The sequence below is a fragment of the Legionella birminghamensis genome (assembly GCF_900452515.1).
GTDB classification, from domain to species: Bacteria; Pseudomonadota; Gammaproteobacteria; order Legionellales; family Legionellaceae; genus Legionella_C; species Legionella_C birminghamensis.
In genome coordinates this window covers 1,945,956-1,963,983 of sequence record NZ_UGNW01000001.1, presented here as the reverse complement: position 1 = coordinate 1,963,983, position 18,028 = coordinate 1,945,956, and the positions used below count along the sequence as shown (strand labels likewise).

Here is an 18,028-nt window from a genome sequence, read left to right as displayed (position 1 = left end):
ATGACGATAATTTAAAAGTGATCATACAAAGAGCAAATTATGTCTGCGCTAGAAAAAGATCTGGATAGGGAATTGATCAATCAGGCACGAAGTGGAGAAAGGGCGGCAATTGGCCGATTATTGTATCATTATCGGCCTGCAATTCTGTTCCATATTAAATCCCAGGTTGATGAAATCGCAGACGTAGAGGATCTGGTTCAGGAAGTATGCATCAAAGTGTTTCGGTTCATAACTCAGTTTGATTACAAGGCGAATTTCAAGACCTGGCTATACAAGATCACGCAAACGACAATCATTAATTATTATCGCAGCCGGCGGCTGGATACTGTAGAAATATTTTCTGAAGAACCGGATACTCAGGATAGTTCTCCTGAGCAAGAGGCTATCCGTCTTGAGCTTAGTGAACAAATAACTCAATTTTTACTTAGCCTGCCAAAGACATTGCAAAAATGTTTTTATCTTTATAGCGTTTTAGGATTAGCCTATGAAGAAATTGCTGTAAGAATGCATTGCCCATTGGGTACGGTACGTTCAAGAATTCATCGTATCCGCTCAACGATTCTGGTTATTTTGAAATAGCTGCGTGCGGCATGGGGTATTTGCTGGGCTTTACCGCCCAGCCTACTATTACCTTGTAAGAAAGCTGTGCTAGAATGTGGCATTTGATAATAACTCGAATAAAAATGCTTGAAAGCGATCGTTTGATTAGTGCTGTCCAGGTAGGTTCAGAAGAGGCTATCGATCGGGCTATCCGCCCCTTGAGCCTTGATGATTACATTGGTCAGGATGCTGTTCGCACCCAAATGCGCATTTTTATGGAAGCAGCCAAAAGACGATGTGATGCCCTTGATCATGTTCTTGTCTTTGGACCACCTGGCTTGGGAAAAACGACACTGGCCGGAATCATTGCCCATGAGATGGGCGTAAATCTCCGTCAGACTTCTGGCCCAGTGCTTGAGAAAGCAGGGGATATCGCCGCTCTATTAACCAATCTTGAAGAAAACGATATCCTGTTTATTGACGAGATCCATCGCTTAAGCCCGGTTATTGAGGAAATTCTATATCCCGCAATGGAAGATTACAAACTGGATATAATGATTGGCGAAGGTCCCGCTGCCCGTTCAATCAAGCTGGAGTTACCCCCATTCACTCTTGTGGGCGCAACAACCCGTGCCGGCCTGTTAACCTCACCCTTAAGAGATCGTTTTGGGATTGTTCAGCGTCTTGAGTTTTATTCAACTGAAGCCTTGACACAAATAGTAAAGCGTTCTGCACATTTACTTAAGGTTAATACTGAAGAAAGCGGGGCCAAAGAAATCGCGCTTCGTTCGCGGGGAACACCGCGTATAGCCAACCGTTTGTTAAGACGGGTTCGGGACTATGCTGAGGTGTGTGGACAAGGTATCATTACTCTGCATATGGCAAAAAAAGCACTGGAAATGCTTGATATTGATAAAAATGGTTTCGATCTGATGGATAGAAAATTGCTGCAGGCAGTCATCGAGCGCTTTGACGGCGGACCTGTTGGGGTTGACAGTATTGCAGCAGCCATCGGTGAAGAGAAAGGCACTATTGAGGACGTGCTGGAGCCATTCTTAATCCAGCAGGGTTTTCTGATGCGTACACCCCGAGGACGCATTGCTTCGCCTCTTGCTTATCAGCTTTTCGGCTTACAGCCTGCGGAGAGGGTATAATGTCTCACTATACTCATTCTTGCCAGTTCCGTGTTTATACCGAAGATACAGATTATATCGGTGTTGTTTATTATGCTAATTATTTAAAATTCTTTGAAAGGGCGAGAACTGAGTTACTACGCGAGAATGGATTGATGCTTTCTACATTATCGGACGAAAATTGTTTTTTTGTTATTGCAGAGGCGGGACTGAAGTATAAACAGCCGGCACGGTTGGACGATCTGGTAACAATCACCACGAGTGTAAAAAATAAGACGGCTTGCAGTGTTTTATTTGAACAAACCATGAAGAATGAGCATAATAGCGAACTTTGCAAAGCATTAATAACGGTTGTTTGTATCAATAAAAATAACAGACCACAGCGATTGCCTGAGCGTTTTAATGCATTGCAAGGCTAGCGTTATGAATATTTATATCAAATTTAACTTTTAAGAGGCTGGAGGATACAGTGGGAACCCATGCGAGCGTATTAGCGTATTTCATACAGGCAGGCCTGGTTGTCAAAACCGTCATGCTGATTCTGCTTGTCGCTTCGATCACCTCGTGGACACTTATTATACAAAGGGCCTGGTATTTTAAACGTAAAAAATCAGAATGCGATAATTTCAGCCAACGATTCTGGGATAGCAGCGATTTGAGCAAACTCTATGCGGATGTAGATGGGAATCCTGACAATAAGCATGGTCTGGCTTCCATTTTTCATGCTGGCTTTAAAGAATATGTCCGCTCAAGAAAGCAGGGTGCCATTGCGCTTGAACCGATTCAGCGAGTGATGCAAATTACCCATAACAAAGAAGCGATTCAACTGGAGCAGCATTTACCCTTTTTTGCTTCTGTGGGTTCAATTGCCCCGTATGTTGGTCTGTTTGGTACAGTGTGGGGAATTATGACTTCTTTCCAGGCCTTGGGACAGGCTTCCCAAGCTACCATTGCGATGGTGGCTCCAGGAATTTCCGAAGCGCTGGTAGCGACTGCCCTGGGTCTGTTTACCGCCATTCCGGCCGTAATAGCGTTTAATCGCTATTCGACCAGAGCTACTGGTATATTGGAACAATACGATTTATTTCAGGACGAGCTTATCGCATTAATCGAACAACAAACGACTGTACCGATTAGAGGATAACTTCCATGTTAAGAAAGAAACACAAGCAAAGAGGAGGCCCCATTGCTGAGATCAATGTGGTTCCTTATATCGACGTCATGCTGGTTCTGCTAGTCATTTTTATGATCACCGCACCTATGTTATCCCAGGGGGTAACCGTTGATTTGCCCAAGGCTGCCTCGACTGAATCCCTAAAAGACAGCGAACGAGAACCCATTATTGTTTCGGTCAATCAGCAGGGCGATTATTTTCTCAATATTAATGCGCAACCTGAAATGCCTATTGAACCCCATGCGCTGGTTGTGAGAGTTGCGGCTGAACTTGAATTAGCCAAACAAAATAATCAGTCCATCAATGTGCTGGTTAAAGGCGACCAGGGTGTTCCCTATGGAAAAGTGGTGTCGGCAATGGGATTCCTGAAACAGGCGGGAGCTGAGAAAGTCGGGTTGATGACGGACTCTACTCAGGAAACGGAGATGCAGGGATGATGAATGATATGAGTTATCGCAAAGCGTTTATCGCAGCGCTCGTCATGCATTTCTGCCTGATGCTTTTCCTGTTGCAGGACTCCTCTAGCAATGAGCGGCCTGTATTGGTTGCTGATAACAAGGACGCGCCAGGGCCGATGATGCCTATGGAACAGACAGAACAGCCCAGGCAGGAAATTGTAAAAGCGGTGAGTGTGGACAGTCAGGAAGTGATGGAGACGATTAACCGGCTCAAACAGGAAAAAATACAGCAGCAGAGAGCTGAACAGGCTCGGCAGCAGGCTTTAGCGAAGCAAGCGGAAGATGCACGCAAGGAGCGCTTACGTGAGCAGCAGCGTTTGGCTAAATTGAAAGATGAGGCGGCAAAACTGGCGATTGCCCGTAAGAAGCAGATTGAAGAAGAACAAAAACACTTGAAACAATTGGCTTTGCAAAAAGAGCAGGAAGCCAAACGTTTAGAGGAGTTAAAACGTAAACAGCAACAGCTTGAGAAGCAGCAGCAGGAAGTAGCAAAGCAAGCGGAACTTAAAAAAAAACAGGATGAACAGAAAGCCAAAGAAGCTCAGCAGTTAGCAGAGAAGCAAGCCGCAGAAAAAGCTGCAGCCGATAAACTGGCCGCAGAAAAAGCGCTCGCAGAAAAGGCTGCTGCCGAAGCCAGGGCTGCACAGCAAAAATTGGCTGCCCAGCAGGCGGCCGCTGAGGCAGCTGCACAACAGGCCAGAATGGCTGGTGAAGTTGACAAATACAAGGCTATGATTGTGAATGCCATCGGCAGGCACTGGATCTTACCTGAAAATATTGACAATGGTTTATCCAGCCAGTTTCGGATTCGTTTAGCGCCAGATGGTGCCGTAATTGATGTTACCTTAACACGCAGCAGCGGCGACCCCATTCTGGATCGTTCTGCGCAAACAGCTATTTTTAAAGCATCGCCATTGCCGGTGCCAAGTGATCCCGAAACCTTCAATTTATTTCGGGATATCAGTTTAACAGTCCGACCTGAGAATGTTAGGGGGTAATTTATTGTGTTTATGAGGAAACTTTTCAGCAGTTTTTTGATGCTGGCATCGAGTCAGCTTTTTGCACTTGATCTGGAACTGACGCAGGGAATTAATTCCGCCTTGCCCATTGGAATTAATTCCTTTGGGGAAAATAGCAGCGCCCAGGAGCTCACTGCTGTTATTAATAATGATTTGCGCTTATCCGGCCAGTTCAAAATTATCAGTTTGTCGCCAATGGAAATGAATGGTGCAGGCGCGTGGAAACAGGCAGGCGCTGATAGTGTATTGACCGGTAGAGTCAATCCTATTGGTTCAAATCGCTATGACATCAGCTTTGAATTACTGGACACAGTCAGCCAGAACAAGCTGTTGCTGTCTAAAAGCTTTCAGGTGAGTGCAAATGATATTCGCCCTCTGGCGCATCATATCAGCGATATGGTTTATGAAAAACTGACGGGCGAACGAGGCATATTCTCCACTCGAATTGCCTATATTCTTGTCCAAAGGGCAGGAGGACGTGCCCGTTATTCTTTAGAGGTGGCTGACGCTGACGGCTTTAATCCACAAAGTTTGCTGGTTTCACCTGAGCCAATTATGTCGCCTTCCTGGTCGCCAGACGGTAGAAAAATCGCCTATGTGTCGTTCGAGAAACGAAAAGCACAGATTTTTATTGTTTCGGTAGATTCTGGTAAACGCCAATTGGTTACTGATTTTACTGGAATTAATGGTGCACCTACCTGGTCGCCAGACGGTCGTCAATTGGCTGTTGTTTTATCCAAGAGTGGAAGCCCCAAAATTTATGCGATTGATCTTGCTTCCGGAGGCATGAAGCAGCTCACTTTCGGAGATTCTATCGATACAGAGCCACGCTATTCACCTGATGGCCGTTCCTTATTATTCACTTCTGGACGAGGCGGTTCACCGCAGGTGTATAAATTGTCGTTGGCCGATGGCAGTATTAGCCGTATGACCTATGACGGTAATTATAATGCGCGTGCAACCTACACGCCCGACCAGAAGCATTTAGTAATGCTGCACCGGGAGAGCAGTAAATTCAATATTGGTGTCCAGGATACCAATAACGGTCAATTGAATTTGTTAACCTTTGCACCACTCGATGAATCGCCTTCGGTATCGCCTAACGGCCGATTGGTGCTTTACGCAACCCGCTATCAGGATAAAGGGGTTTTAGGGGTGGTTTCAATTGACGGGCGGATCAGGTTACGCCTGCCTGCACGGCAAGGGGATGTACAGGAGCCTGCGTGGTCACCTTATTTAGGATAAATGACAAATGCTAAATCAGGTAAGGACACTTGTCTGTTTATGTCTTCTGTTGTTCATGGGGGAAGCCTGCAGCTGGAATGCTGCAGGACATCGCCTGATAGCGCAGATTGCCTATGATCAACTAACTGATGAGGCACGTAAGGCTGTTAATCATTATAATCACCAACTGGATAGAGTGTATAAACCGATGTCCTTTGTCGATGCAGCTCCCTGGATGGACACGCTGCGATTTCGCGAGAATTTATGGCTAGAGCATTATCATTATATCGATAATCCTTTTACTCGTGACGGCACTCCGCTATCTCCGCCCGATAAGGTCAATGCTGTAACTGCCTTGAATAAAGCCATTGCCGTTCTTAAAAATAGTCAATCTTATCCCTATGATAAAGGATTTAGTTTACGAATTTTATTGCATGTTACAGGCGATATTCATCAGCCCATGCATGCAGTCAGCGAGTTTAGCCGACGTTTTCCAGAAGGGGATGCCGGGGGAAACTTTCTGGTTCTGGGGCAAAATACAATCGCTAAAAATCTGCATTCCTACTGGGATAATGGCGGCGGCCTGTTAAAAATACGCTACTCCAAGGCTGCACAGCTTAAGCGAAAAGCAAAATATGTCGAAAAAAAATGGCCCTGTGATAGTGCTTCCCAAATTTTAAATCCCGAAGTCTGGGCTGAAGAATCCTATGACATGGCTGTCAATTTAGCCTATCAGATTCATTACGGCGAAAAGCCTACTGAAGCCTATCAAAAACAGGTTAGAGCTGCTGCGGAAAAACGAATCGCTCTCGCAGGCTGCCGCCTTGCGGTTGTGCTTAATGATATATTTGGCCATGGTTAAATGATTACTGTTCAACCACCCCCAGAATTTCCGCGGCTTAGACCATAGCTATCAACACAAATGCAGTCGAATCCCCGCGGCTGCGACCGCGGGGCCCATGTCTGAGTGATCCTCAGCTTATCTCAATCCGTTCGGCCTGAGATGCCGCTTTAGCGGTGTCTCGAAGGCTTCGCTAGGTGCCAAGCCTTCGAGACGGAGCTTTGCTCCTCCTCAGGCCGGACGGTGTTAATACAATTTGGGTTAGACTGACTGATACCCTGAATAGGCATCACGTGGACCCCGCGGTCGTTTGCCGCGGGGATTCGTAGGTCTATGCCGCGGGGAATCCTAAGGTATCCATGGGTACTCTTATAAACCTTTCAGAGTGTATTTAAACTTCAATTTAATACTTACTTAATCTTTCTGTTATATGATTAATCCACTTTATCCAAGAAGTAGATATCATGAGCGGATTTACCACAATAGCAGAAAGTCCATTAGGCCGTCTTATTGCCGAGTTCAGGGAACGTCGGCAGGCGATATTGACTAAGAATAGGAACGATGAGATAAGCCTGGTGGATTCGTCTTTGAAAAAAGAGTTTTCAGAAGCGCAGGTGAAGCTTATTAACCAGGCTTTTGACTGGATGACAGAAACTGTATTGCCTGCTTTCGACAATGGTGTAGATCCAGGGGGGTTCAAACTCTACTCTTTTAAAAATCAATGCGAGAAATTATTAGAAAATACTGAGTATCTTATTTCTGATCCAGATCAACTTTTGGTACACGGGATCAGTGAAAATCTGGCCTCGTGGCTAACATCGCAAAAATTTAATGACAAGAATATTGATAATATAAAAATATTCCTGAAGGAAAAAATCAAGAATTCTGCTGGGGATTTGGTTCCCGGTTGGGAAAAAATACCCGAGTTTAGCCTGAATGATTCACTGGTTAAAATTGATGCGGCAATTGATAATTTTGATTTCAGGGCCTATTTGGTTGAAGGCCAATTTGATGCGGAAGCCTTGATTACAAATGGTAATTTTCTATGGCATTTAAAAGAAAAAATCGAAGTCAAAAATACTTATCAGCTTAGAATTTATGATCCTGTGGTCTATGATTTATTCGTAGTTTTTCAGGATTTACTTAACGGTCTACCCAATTTGATGGATGATCTGGTTCCCTTTCTCAATCCAAAGGCATTTCAATTTACTATCTTAGGCATTGGATCTACTCTGATTAGCGAGCCAGTCCGAAAAGATGTCGGAAAATTTAATTATAAAATTACAGGAATCAATGAGCCTGTTTATGCGAGTACAATTTACCTAAGGGTTCTCAACAATATCAGGTTCCTGCTGTCTAACGCAATCAAAAGTTATGAGCAAGCGCATGCACAGAAAGTGCATCAACGCGAGACGATTAATAATGCAAATCAGCAGTTCCAGCTCATTAATGATGCTATCAATACGCTTCAATCTTATAAAATTCCACAAATTGAGCCTTCGAAAAGTTCGGCGGAAGTTGTTGCTATTTATGAAGAAGAACTTTTACGGGTTGACGAGCATCAGGAAAAAGTTCAGGAGTTACATCGCTTACTGGAAGAAGTTAAAGAAACTTTGGATGAGAATATTGTTTACTCTGCTGTGCGCGAAAATGCTCGAGCATTAGGTAACAAGCTTGGCGAGGTTCAGAAAGCCTTAATACAAAGAAAACCTCAATTGTCAGAGCTTCTGGAAAAAGCCAAACTTAAAAAGCTGGCCGATGATCGCCTCGCACAAGCGAATGTTGATGATCTCTATAAATTACTCGAAGATAATTTTAAAAAAATTGAAGAAGTATCTACTGCCAAGGCAGAGACTGAGCACCTCATACAAGAAATAGATGAGGGTGCAGAAAAGTTATCAGAGCAATTTTTTAAACTGCGGAGTCAATTTATTGAGTATTTGCCAAAAATCATCGCAAACAGTACCCAACCCCCAAAACATCCGGTAAAGATACAACACCAGGATCTGAATCAGCTCATCCAGGTATTTGCTGAATGGAAAACCATTCTTGCCACCGAAAAAGTTCAGACAGAGCATGCTATTGAGCTTAGGATCCCTCTTTTGGATGCTGTAGAAAAGTGTCTAAATGAAAGTGAAAAGGACAGTTTCCCGCTTAAAGCAATTAACAAACTAGAGGTTTTACAAGGTAAATCAAAATCCGGTCTTGATTATTTTCTGACGGCAATTGGCGATGCAAGTTTTGATATTATTCGTATTGCATTTATCTCTAGCGATTATCAGATAGACAAAAAAGCAGAGTTGTACGCCCTTATTGACAAAAAAAGGAAAGAATATGCCGCTGTAATGGAGAAACAGGGTGGTATTGACGCGTTGCTAAGTGAAGCGGAGGATATCTTATGCCAGATTACGGAAATTGAAGATAATCGTACTTTCCATGAGGAACAATACGGGAAACAAAAGGCCAGTTTGGTCGAACACCAACAACAGTTAGATGACTTGCAAATAGAACAAAACAGGTTACAAGCTGTCATAAGCTTCTTTGATAGTGCAAAAAACCTACCGGATAAGGTGAATGAGCTAGATGCTGTTGAAGGTTTCCAAGAAGAAGGCGTTAAAGAATATTATAAGCAATCTGCTTTCCTAATTGAGAAAATGAATGGCTTTAAAACCAAAATTGAAATACATTCGCCATATCATGCCAATCTGAAATCCATTTTAAGCCTGAAGGAAGCAGCTGACCAGCAAATGGATACTTATTTAAAGCACGAGTTAAAGAGACAGGGCGCTACTCAGGATTTAATCTCAACCCAATTAGAAGAGATGAATCAATGCCTCAGCGCTAATCTTCATCTCGATGCATTCAATGGGCATTTGGAGCAGTTTTGCAGGCTTCGCAATCAGTTAAATGATTGCAGGAAAACAATTGAATTTATTGCAAAACTAAACCCGGCAGTAGCAGAAGAATCGGTTCAATCCCTGGCATCGGCCACTGCAGAATTTGAGAAAACCGCCAGAAAACTGGAACAAAGAGCAAATCATGTAATCGATTCTATGAGAATGAGATTTACTCCACGTGCGATGGGCGAATTAAAAAACTTAAGTTTTAACGCCGATGATGAAGGAGTTCAGAATTTTGTCATTAAACAAAATAGTTTAGATCGTGCCTATACTCAAATCGATGAGTTCTCTGTGGAAGGCATTCAATGCTTACAATCGCTTTTGAAGCAATTTGAGCCTGAAACTGCAGGAATTCATGAGAGACTCGCTGCATGTCTGGAGTATCAGCAAGAGTTTGCAGCAATCTACTCAGAGAAGGCTGCAGTTTCAGAAAATATTCAGGATAGAATAAAACGTCGCAACCAAATTCTTATAAGCTTTTCGAATGATTTAGAAATATACTTTCAGAAGCGAGCCGTCAGGCATCATCACAAGGACTTTTTCAGTAGCGCCGATAAAGATCACCGCCGCGGGTTTATTGAATCCCTGGAACTTAAATTGGCAAAGTTTAAAGCAACAGGTCAGACCAACGAGATTCTCGATTTAGTCGAGAATGAAGGAAAAGAATATCGCGGTGTTTATTTACAACCCTTATTAAATCGTTTGACACTTGCAATTAAGAACTATAACAAACAAGTACCCTCTACTTATGAAGCGCCTTTTCATTATGAAGAAAAGCATTTTTCTGAACAGCAACGCGAAGAACTGCTTAAAAAAATTCAGGTCAAGAATGTTGAAACGGCAGAAAGGATGTATTCTCTGTATAAGTCAATTCAAGCGATGAAAGTTTACGGTGAAACACTTAAAGTCGAACATGAGAAAGAAGGTACTACGGCTGTTCAATTATCTGAACAACTGTCTCGGCGGGTAGATGCGTTTTTAATGGAAAATGAGGTTTCGCTCTCCGAAAACGGCACCGTAAGTGAGGAAAAATTCCAGGATTTTGATACTGATTTTCGTGTCCACCTGCACAGCCAGGATGACGTGATGAGTAAGCAACGTAAAACCTGGCTGCCTATAGTTGGGAATATTCTTATTAGTTTATGTTCTGCTGGTTTAGCGCTGGTTGCCAAGCTGGCATACACAAAGCTCAAAGAAGGCCATGCAAGTGGGTTTTTTACCAAGACAGCCAGGATGGGATTGGTAGACGACATCGAAGAGAGTATGAAGAAATTCGCTGTGGCAAGCTGCGCTTAATTAATACCCAACATTGTTCTGGGTTGCTTGGCTTCACTTTTTCGCGAAACAAGCGTCCGTCATTGCGAGCCTTGGCGAAGCAATCCAGATCGGCTCTCCATCCGCGCATAGATCTGGTATGTGCGCAATGGTGGTTATCAGAATGCAGTGCTAGTATCTGAAATTGCTCTAACTGTTCAAATATTGAATTATCGTAACCTCTCATATACACTTAAGCTAGCAAACGGAAAAAAACAATGGAGTCCAACATGAAAGGAATATTACTATTGCCTGTCGCCTTCAGTTTAACCGCCTGCGGCTATATTCCCAGCTCAGATTATGTAAATACCGTCTACACACCCTCTTCCTGTTGTAACGCTGTAGTCGTTAAACCAGCTCCTGTTGTACGTACCAGTTGCTGTAAACAAGTCGTTCGACCAGTTGTCGTTCGACGCCCGGTAGTCACCAATACTTGCTGCACCCCTGTGCAAACCACTAATTATGAAGAAGTGACTGTTATTAATGAGCAACCCGTTGAAGTGACTCCCACTGTGTATGAAATGTATTGATAAACAAGTTAGCCCGGTGTTTTTGCTATCGAATCCACAAGTGCATGAGAATTAAAAGCTATTGAATCCCCGCGGCTGCGACCGCGGGGCCCAGACGAAGCCAATTTAATTAAGTCCACTTGTTTATGACTACCCGTTAAATCTTATTTTGGCAACATTGAAAACTTGTTTGAGTACCATGCTACTCCAACAGGCATGGGCCCCGCGGTCGGTGCCGCGGGGTTTCGGTGGTCGGTGTCACGGGGATACGGCGGTCGGTGCCGTGGGGACTCGGTGGTCGGCGCCGCGGGGATTCGGCGGTCGGTGCCGCGGGGTTTCGGTGGTCGGTGTCACGGGGATTCGGCGGTCGGTGCCGCGGGGTTTCGGTGGTCGGTGCCGCAGGGTTTCGGTGGTCGGTGTCACGGGGATACGGCGGTCGGTGCCGTGGGGATTCGGTGGTCGGCGCCGCGGGGATTCGGACGGGGAAAACATTTGTGTAGAGACTTGGGTTTTCAGCCGGGTTATCGTTGCCGGCTGAATAGTTGAAAGCTGTCATACACGATCTTGTCAATGATCTCCGTATCAAAAAAATTAGTCAGCACAACAATAATTAGTTTCTCTCTTGGAAAGTAATAATACTCGCCCTGAAATCCCGAGGTTGCTCCATTGTGCGTCCATGCCCACTCATCGCCAATTTGCTCACGGTAAATGCCAAGGCCATAATCATCCTTGGTACTGAGCATTTCTTTCAAGGAGGCAGATGACAGCAGCGTTTTTTCCTGCAAAAGGGCAGCCACAAACCGGTGTAAATCAGTTACAGTACTGATCATGCCGCTATCTCCCAAGCCAAAACCGTCATTAAGGTAGGTTACATCGATAAGCTGTTTTTCTGCGAGTGTATACCCTCGGGTTGATAAACCCAGTGTATCGGCATCATTCTGCTCTACATAGGTACCCTTCATTTCCAAGGGTATAAGGATTCGTTCTTTGATCACATCGGCATAAGAATGTCCAGTTAATTTTTCAACAATCAGTTGGAGTAATAGATAGTTAGTATTGCTGTATTCGTAAGAGCTGTCTGGGGGAAATTTCGGTTTTTTGTCGTAGACAAGCTCAATTAGCATCTCGGGCTTCCATTGATGGCCGACCATGTTCTCAATTAATCGATAATAGCTCTCGTATTCTACATAATTGGGAATTCCGCTGCGCATCTGTAATAAATTTCTGACGGTTAGCTGTTGACCATTAGGAATGCGATTAATATCCACGGTATTCGGTAGAAGGGTAGATATTTTGCTGTCGAGACTTAATTTGTTTTCTTCAATTAATTTCAATACGACCACAGCAAGAAAGGTTTTGCTGATACTACCAATACGAAAATTATTATCGGTATGCATACTTTGCCGAGTTTGCTGATTGGATTGACCCGCTGCGACAATCATTAAGCCTGTTTCCGGGCTCGAAACCAGCAAAACCGCTCCTGGCGTTGAAGCATCAAGATCCTTGTTGAGAATGGCTTGAAGCTGAGATTCAATTGTTCCTCTGGAAAAAACAGTGAAAGCCAGAAAGAAGCTAAAGAAGAAAATAATCTGCTGTTTTTTTAGCATGTATTTCCCTGTTAAAAGTAAAAAATAATTGCAAATATTTTTTTGCTGCTATCATTATAACATTATCACATTATTTCAGAGCCTTGATATTTTTAAAGAAATCTATAAAAACTTAATAGATGTGATAATGCCGTGTTGATTTTTTAATAATACATGTTGGTTCATCATCGACCATGTAGTCATGACTAACTTTAAGGGTTTGTCACTATGAAACGACTAAAGAAAATCAATGTGCTGGTCAATTTTAATATCCGCGAGAAACTCCAATTATTAATAAAGCCAATCAGTGATTTAAGAGAGAAACGTCTCACCCATAAACCTGTCGAGAAATGGCTGCAGAATCTCGATGCTTTATCCCAACAGGATGAGAAGCAGTTTAATAAAGCATTCAGATACTTTTTTAGTACGACAAGAAAAAACAAGGCAGATAACTATAAATTAGAGCTCAAAATTTTCTTAAAGAAAATGTCGAGAAATAAACATCCCGAGATGTACTACCAGGATCTTTTGGAATTAAAAATAATACTGCAACGAATTATGCAGGAGCAGCATCTTAGCGTGTCCAGGGCAAAGTCAATTAGGAAATTGATCCTGGCGATTGATTGTAAAACAAAACAGTTAAAGGATAACCACCCTCCATATAAGGCTAACATCGAACCTGTAATGAATAACAAGAAGGAACCAGCAAAAAAGATTTTCTCGCAGGCTGTTACCATGGTGCAAGGTCTGAAAAAAAAGCTGTTGATGAATAAAGATACCCGACAGGAATCTATATCGAAAATAACTGGAGAAAGTCTCGAACAGGAATTCCAGCAGCTGCAATCAGAATGCCGCAGTCTTATTCATTCAATTCAGAAAGAGAGAGTGGGGGGCGATAAGGATAAGCTGATGACTCAGTTTATTGTTAAGCAGCAGCAATTGATCAATGAGGCAAAAGCAATCGCAGGTTTGCAAGAGTGTAAAAATCGGTTGGAATCTGTTTTAAAAAGCTTAAACTCTGCGGAATATAAAGCCATTTCGATGGCCATTTCTAATTTACGCAAAGGGGCAGGCAGCTGGTTTGCTATTGGAAAGAATGCCAAAGCGGAACGAATCGAAGAAGCGGTTCGTAATGTATCAGTTGAGCAAAGAGGGCAAATGTTTATCAATAATCTGGACGTAAGAAAAGCCTTGGCTTCGCATCGCCATTTGGGTAAACGGGGTAAAATTTACCTGGATAAAAACACTCAGGATGTTGATCTTAAAAGAGCTGCGCGAACCTTTATTGAAATCAATAATTATCTCAAAAGCGAGGAGTTGCCGCTTTATTGCAGTGTGGTCAAACAATAAGTCACCTAATTAAATTTTGAATTCTTCTATTTTATATTTTTGTCACGGGCTGTTTGTTTTTCAGCTGTTAAGTTAAGCTATGCAGCGGTAAATTCTTCACGGATATTTAAGGATAAATGCATGAATAAAAAGAAGCTGTGTAGTGCTGTTATCGGCATTGCTCCTTCCCAGTATGCGTTTGCAGCGATTCCCAAGTTTGGCTTTTCCCCTCTTACCCCAACGACCGTCCAGATTCCTGTTAACAGTTCTGCTTCAATCAGTTATTTGGTCAGAAATAACACCAGTGTTCCCCGGCTATTAACGATGCAGCCAATCAACGGTGTTCAGCAAGTGGTTAATGGGGGCACTTGCGGCACCCCATTTTTTTTGAATCCCGGACAGAGCTGTGTATTAAGTTTAATAGTTAATGGCAGCCAGGTTATTCCAGCAGGGGTGCATGACGGTCCAGTGGTCTGTAAAACCATGGGGCCAGGCAATAATACGCCAGATCCGTTTCTGTGCTCACGACCAAGTCAGCTTGACATGCTGAATGTGTCTGTTTCATCTGTGCCAGGGCAGGGCAATTTCCGCTGGACACAGAATGGCGTCGCCGTAAGCAGCCTGGAGTTTTATCCGGGAAATAGCGGGGCGATTACCTTACAGAATACCGGCAATGGTCCTATTTCTAATCTGCAAGTCACTATTCCAGCTCCTTATAGCAGCTATTTTATTAATGGTTGCGTGGGCTCCCTTGCTGCTGCCAGTAGTTGTAATGTGAGCTATTCGATTCCTGTATCACCCATAAGCGCATCTTTTAATATTGCAGCAAGCGGTACTAATGCTGTAAATAGCCCCTTGCCGCTTTCAATTGAAATCAGCCCTTCCGGACGTGTTCAATGCTGGGGATTAAATAGTTCCGGCCAGCTAGGGGATGGAAGCACCACCTCTTCTAATATGCCGAGTACCTTTGCCGTGGGTATAACCGATGCCGAGGAAATCAGCGGCGGCTCTTCCTATACTTGCGCTCTTTTAAGGACTGGCGCCATTCAATGCTGGGGTAGTAATTTCTCAGGTGACTTGGGTTGGGGACAGCCAGGCGGATCACTGGTACCTGTTTTTGTTTCAGGGATTTCCACCGCCACGACATTCAGTGCCGGCGAATCACATGCCTGTGCGGTTTTATCCAATGGGACCATTCAATGCTGGGGTGCAAATGGTGCGGGTCAGCTGGGAGATGGAACCACAACGAATCGTTTTACACCAGTGACGGTGCTGGGCATAACGAATGCTGTCGCTGTCAGCGCAGGTTTAGATCATACCTGTGCCGTTCTGGCAACCGGTCAAGTCGCTTGCTGGGGAAGCAATGCATTCGGGCAACTAGGGGATGGTACAACCAATCCTCATATAACGCCCGGATTGGTTCCCGGTATTACCACGGCTAGCCGGGTTTCTTTAGCGTCCCTAACGAGTTGTGTGCTTTTAACCAATGGAACCGTACAGTGTTGGGGAACCAATGGCAATGGCGAAGTGGGCAATGGTTCGATAGGAGGAAATGTTTTATCGCCCTCTACTGTTGTGAATTTGTCCAATGTCATTGAAATTTCCGCCCGCGGAGCGCATGTTTCCTCTTTGCTAAGCGATGGAACGGTTCATTGCTGGGGATTGAATAACGTGGGCCAGTTAGGTGATGGGAACTCACCAATTAGCAGTGGAACACCTACGCAGGTTCAGGGTCTGACTGCACCAGCTGTGGATATCAGTAGTGATTTGGCTCATGCCTGCGCTGTTCTTTCTACCGGCGAAATGATGTGCTGGGGGATTAATTCTGTAGGTCAGTTAGGAATTGGCGTTACACCAGTACCGCCTACCGTTCCGCCTCCGGCTGGCCTGAATCTGCCCTGGGCTTCACCCATAGCAGTTCCGGTTGTTAATATGACACAGGCGATGGCTTCTTTAAACCATGGCTCTGGCTCCATTAGTTGTGCTATTGTTCCATAGAGGATATGAAGTAAAGGCAGCGATGCCCTTTACTTCGACTCGCGAATGACCACTATTAACAAGGATATTTTATGGCGACAGGGAAAGAGGAAATCAGGGAAGTGAACGAAATAAGCCGAAGTTGGAGATGGCTTTTGGCTTTGGGTATTTTGTTTGTCCTGCTGGGTGCAATAGGCTGGGGCATGGTAATTGGGCTGACTTTAGCCAGCATGCTATTTCTGGGCATTATTTTAATCATTGCCGGCTGCTCCCAGATTGTCGATGTTTTCAAATCAAAGCATTGGCGGGCAGTGGTATGGCATGCCTTTATTGCTGTTCTCTATATTGTTGGCGGGAGCCTGGTAATCTATGATCCTCTCCTGGCTTCCAGCCTGATTACGCTGATGCTAGCCAGTGTATTAATTGTCATAGGGTTTAGCCGCTTCATCATGGCTTCAACTCTCAGGGGGGCTTCATTCTGGATCATGATTCTTGCTGGAATTATTGCTGTCGCCCTGGGAACGATGATTATTATGCAATGGCCAATCAGCGGTTTATGGGTCATTGGTCTTTTTATTTCGGTTGAGCTCATGGTCGATGGCTGGGCTTATATATTCATGGCCATGGCTATGCGAAAAAGCCGTAGCTAGCGCTATTACGCCTTGATGCGTTGCCCATTGTCCGGCAGCGTATCAAGGTGTTTATTAAACCAATTTATAGAGTTTAACGGGCGCTTCGCGGTGTTTAAGTGTCGCATTGCCAATAAATTCAGCCTGGATTGAACTGAGGTTTTTTAGAACATCTTCAGATATCAGCGCGGTGGTATTATATATTTTATTCAATTGTTCAATATGCGCTGCTGAGTTAACTACATCTCCCATAATAGTATATTCCAGGCGCCTTTCGGTACCAATTGTGCCTGTTACGGCATAGCCAAAATGCAAGCCTATTCCCAGTCTGAAATTTGGAATATTACCCTGTTCTATCTCTTCTGATGTTCGCTCAATTATTTGTCGTGCTGCCTGAATTGCATTGGCCGTATCGTTCCCGCTTGAAAGGGGGGCTCCAAATACAGCCATGAAACCATCACCTAAAAATTTATTAATGATACCCTTATTATCATGGATAATTTCAACCATGTATTTAAAGAGCTGATTTAAATAACCTACCACAACAGCGGGCTCGTGCTGCTCCGTGAAATGGGTAAAATTCCTGATATCCAGAAACATGACGCAAACAGGAATATATTCACTGGCGTTGGCATTTTTGGACAGCAGCTTTGCCACCACTTCAGGGGAGACATGCTGGCCAAAAATACTTTCAATTCTCTCGCGCTCTTGCTGCGCTTCAAATGCTCTGCCTAATTGTTTCCTGATTTGAGACGTAATAAAGCCGGTAGCTATTCCACTGATAAATAAAAGAGCTCCCCGCGCGACGAAGGTATACCAGCTGGTAAGAAGCGGATCGATATGTTCAAGATTAGTGGAAAACAGTGTGTATTGGGAAAGGGCTACGTATTCAATCGCCGCAACGAGTCCGGCAAACCGGCATATCCATTCATTTAATGTTAATGAAGAAAGAATGATGAATATGAAATAGACCAGAACAGGGGGCATTAAGAGTATATAAACCGGAGTTTGGAAATGGGACATGATTAACATTGCGACAGTAGGAATACTGACTTCAAAAAAAGCGGTAAAGTAGCGGAATACAGGGGACAAGGGTTTTTGTTGTCTGATATGACCGGAAATAATTTGTCGGATAAAAATAAAATAGCAGGCGACTATGGCTAAAGCACCCGGTAGTGAAATTGCCGGGAGTTTAAACATAATTCTGTCATATTCCTGGGGATAAAAAATAATAAATATGGCCCACATTAAGGAGAGGCTGGCAAAAACCGCTATCAAGATGGTGGTTCTCAACTTGTCACTTTTTAATATTTCCAGTTCCAACAAAGCTTGCTTCATTTTATTTGCTTTTATGATTTCCCTCTTAAAGTTTAGACTGAATATTTACGGGAATAG

General features: G+C 43.8%; 15 protein-coding genes. 13 read left to right on the top strand and 2 right to left on the bottom strand.

Translation table 11 applies throughout. The features are described 5' to 3' along the window. Positions 1 to 39 precede the first annotated feature (39 nt). From DYH42_RS08340 to DYH42_RS08295, 10 genes are all read left to right on the top strand, one after another. The gene (locus DYH42_RS08340) at positions 40 to 579 is read left to right on the top strand and encodes a sigma-70 family RNA polymerase sigma factor (RefSeq protein ID WP_058522421.1); all 540 of its coding nucleotides are present in this window, start codon (positions 40 to 42) and stop codon (positions 577 to 579) included. Positions 580 to 683: 104 nt separating this feature from the next. Further along, positions 684 to 1,694: a Holliday junction branch migration DNA helicase RuvB gene (gene ruvB, locus DYH42_RS08335; RefSeq protein ID WP_058522470.1), complete on the top strand. Its 1,011-nt coding sequence runs from the start codon at positions 684 to 686 to the stop codon at positions 1,692 to 1,694. After that, the gene (locus DYH42_RS08330; protein ID WP_058522420.1) at positions 1,694 to 2,092 is read left to right on the top strand and encodes a YbgC/FadM family acyl-CoA thioesterase; all 399 of its coding nucleotides are present in this window, start codon (positions 1,694 to 1,696) and stop codon (positions 2,090 to 2,092) included. Before ruvB ends, DYH42_RS08330 begins: the two co-directional genes overlap by 1 nt. Positions 2,093 to 2,142: 50 nt before the next feature. Then, on the top strand, positions 2,143 to 2,817 hold the full coding sequence (gene tolQ, locus DYH42_RS08325; RefSeq protein WP_058522419.1) for a protein TolQ: 675 nt from the start codon (positions 2,143 to 2,145) through the stop codon (positions 2,815 to 2,817). 5 nt (positions 2,818 to 2,822) lie between these two features. After that, positions 2,823 to 3,284 (top strand): protein TolR, encoded by a 462-nt coding sequence (gene tolR, locus DYH42_RS08320; RefSeq protein ID WP_058522418.1) that lies wholly within the window; start codon positions 2,823 to 2,825, stop codon positions 3,282 to 3,284. Next, on the top strand, positions 3,281 to 4,303 hold the full coding sequence (gene tolA / locus DYH42_RS08315) for a cell envelope integrity protein TolA (protein WP_058522417.1): 1,023 nt from the start codon (positions 3,281 to 3,283) through the stop codon (positions 4,301 to 4,303). The genes tolR and tolA overlap by 4 nt, the downstream gene beginning before the upstream one ends. A gap of 12 nt (positions 4,304 to 4,315) precedes the next feature. After that, positions 4,316 to 5,569 (top strand): Tol-Pal system beta propeller repeat protein TolB, encoded by a 1,254-nt coding sequence (gene tolB, locus DYH42_RS08310; RefSeq protein WP_058522416.1) that lies wholly within the window; start codon positions 4,316 to 4,318, stop codon positions 5,567 to 5,569. 7 nt (positions 5,570 to 5,576) lie between these two features. Continuing rightward, entirely contained in the window at positions 5,577 to 6,410 is an 834-nt protein-coding gene (locus DYH42_RS08305) for a S1/P1 nuclease (RefSeq protein WP_065232776.1), read from the top strand. A 443-nt stretch (positions 6,411 to 6,853) separates the two neighbouring features. After that, positions 6,854 to 10,585 (top strand): coiled-coil domain-containing protein, encoded by a 3,732-nt coding sequence (locus DYH42_RS08300; protein ID WP_058522414.1) that lies wholly within the window; start codon positions 6,854 to 6,856, stop codon positions 10,583 to 10,585. Between the two features lie 248 nt (positions 10,586 to 10,833). After that, positions 10,834 to 11,133, top strand: a complete 300-nt coding sequence (locus DYH42_RS08295) for a hypothetical protein (protein WP_058522413.1) — start codon at positions 10,834 to 10,836, stop codon at positions 11,131 to 11,133. Positions 11,134 to 11,633: 500 nt separating this feature from the next. Here DYH42_RS08295 and DYH42_RS08290 read toward each other — a convergent pair whose 3' ends face one another. Then, complete coding sequence (locus tag DYH42_RS08290) at positions 11,634 to 12,719, bottom strand: serine hydrolase domain-containing protein (protein WP_058522646.1); 1,086 nt, start codon at positions 12,717 to 12,719, stop codon at positions 11,634 to 11,636. Positions 12,720 to 12,926: 207 nt separating this feature from the next. Between DYH42_RS08290 and DYH42_RS08285 the strand changes: the two genes are divergently transcribed. The 3 genes from DYH42_RS08285 (at position 12,927) to DYH42_RS08275 (ending at position 16,654) form a co-directional block, all read left to right on the top strand. Further along, positions 12,927 to 14,048, top strand: a complete 1,122-nt coding sequence (locus DYH42_RS08285; protein WP_058522647.1) for a hypothetical protein — start codon at positions 12,927 to 12,929, stop codon at positions 14,046 to 14,048. 120 nt (positions 14,049 to 14,168) lie between these two features. Next, positions 14,169 to 16,025, top strand: coding sequence for an RCC1 domain-containing protein (locus DYH42_RS08280; RefSeq protein WP_058522648.1), 1,857 nt, complete (start codon positions 14,169 to 14,171; stop codon positions 16,023 to 16,025). Between the two features lie 71 nt (positions 16,026 to 16,096). Further along, the gene (locus tag DYH42_RS08275; RefSeq protein WP_058522649.1) at positions 16,097 to 16,654 is read left to right on the top strand and encodes an HdeD family acid-resistance protein; all 558 of its coding nucleotides are present in this window, start codon (positions 16,097 to 16,099) and stop codon (positions 16,652 to 16,654) included. A gap of 54 nt (positions 16,655 to 16,708) precedes the next feature. On the opposite strand, the gene DYH42_RS08270 is transcribed toward DYH42_RS08275, so the two are convergent. Continuing rightward, on the bottom strand, positions 16,709 to 17,971 hold the full coding sequence (locus tag DYH42_RS08270) for an adenylate/guanylate cyclase domain-containing protein (RefSeq protein ID WP_058522650.1): 1,263 nt from the start codon (positions 17,969 to 17,971) through the stop codon (positions 16,709 to 16,711). Positions 17,972 to 18,028 lie beyond the last annotated feature (57 nt).

What these genes read in the sequence shown, in the direction of transcription:
- tolR (WP_058522418.1), top strand. Translation starts at nt 2,823, where the DNA reads ATGTTAAGAAAGAAACACAAGCAAAGAGGAGGCCCCATTGCTGAGATC.
- DYH42_RS08270 (WP_058522650.1), bottom strand. Translation starts at nt 17,971, where the DNA reads ATGAAGCAAGCTTTGTTGGAACTGGAAATATTAAAAAGTGACAAGTTG.
- DYH42_RS08285 (WP_058522647.1), top strand. Translation starts at nt 12,927, where the DNA reads ATGAAACGACTAAAGAAAATCAATGTGCTGGTCAATTTTAATATCCGC.
- DYH42_RS08290 (WP_058522646.1), bottom strand. Translation starts at nt 12,719, where the DNA reads ATGCTAAAAAAACAGCAGATTATTTTCTTCTTTAGCTTCTTTCTGGCT.
- DYH42_RS08300 (WP_058522414.1), top strand. Translation starts at nt 6,854, where the DNA reads ATGAGCGGATTTACCACAATAGCAGAAAGTCCATTAGGCCGTCTTATT.
- DYH42_RS08305 (WP_065232776.1), top strand. Translation starts at nt 5,577, where the DNA reads ATGCTAAATCAGGTAAGGACACTTGTCTGTTTATGTCTTCTGTTGTTC.
- DYH42_RS08340 (WP_058522421.1), top strand. Translation starts at nt 40, where the DNA reads ATGTCTGCGCTAGAAAAAGATCTGGATAGGGAATTGATCAATCAGGCA.
- DYH42_RS08275 (WP_058522649.1), top strand. Translation starts at nt 16,097, where the DNA reads ATGGCGACAGGGAAAGAGGAAATCAGGGAAGTGAACGAAATAAGCCGA.
- DYH42_RS08330 (WP_058522420.1), top strand. Translation starts at nt 1,694, where the DNA reads ATGTCTCACTATACTCATTCTTGCCAGTTCCGTGTTTATACCGAAGAT.
- ruvB (WP_058522470.1), top strand. Translation starts at nt 684, where the DNA reads ATGCTTGAAAGCGATCGTTTGATTAGTGCTGTCCAGGTAGGTTCAGAA.
- DYH42_RS08295 (WP_058522413.1), top strand. Translation starts at nt 10,834, where the DNA reads ATGAAAGGAATATTACTATTGCCTGTCGCCTTCAGTTTAACCGCCTGC.
- DYH42_RS08280 (WP_058522648.1), top strand. Translation starts at nt 14,169, where the DNA reads ATGAATAAAAAGAAGCTGTGTAGTGCTGTTATCGGCATTGCTCCTTCC.
- tolA (WP_058522417.1), top strand. Translation starts at nt 3,281, where the DNA reads ATGATGAATGATATGAGTTATCGCAAAGCGTTTATCGCAGCGCTCGTC.
- tolB (WP_058522416.1), top strand. Translation starts at nt 4,316, where the DNA reads ATGAGGAAACTTTTCAGCAGTTTTTTGATGCTGGCATCGAGTCAGCTT.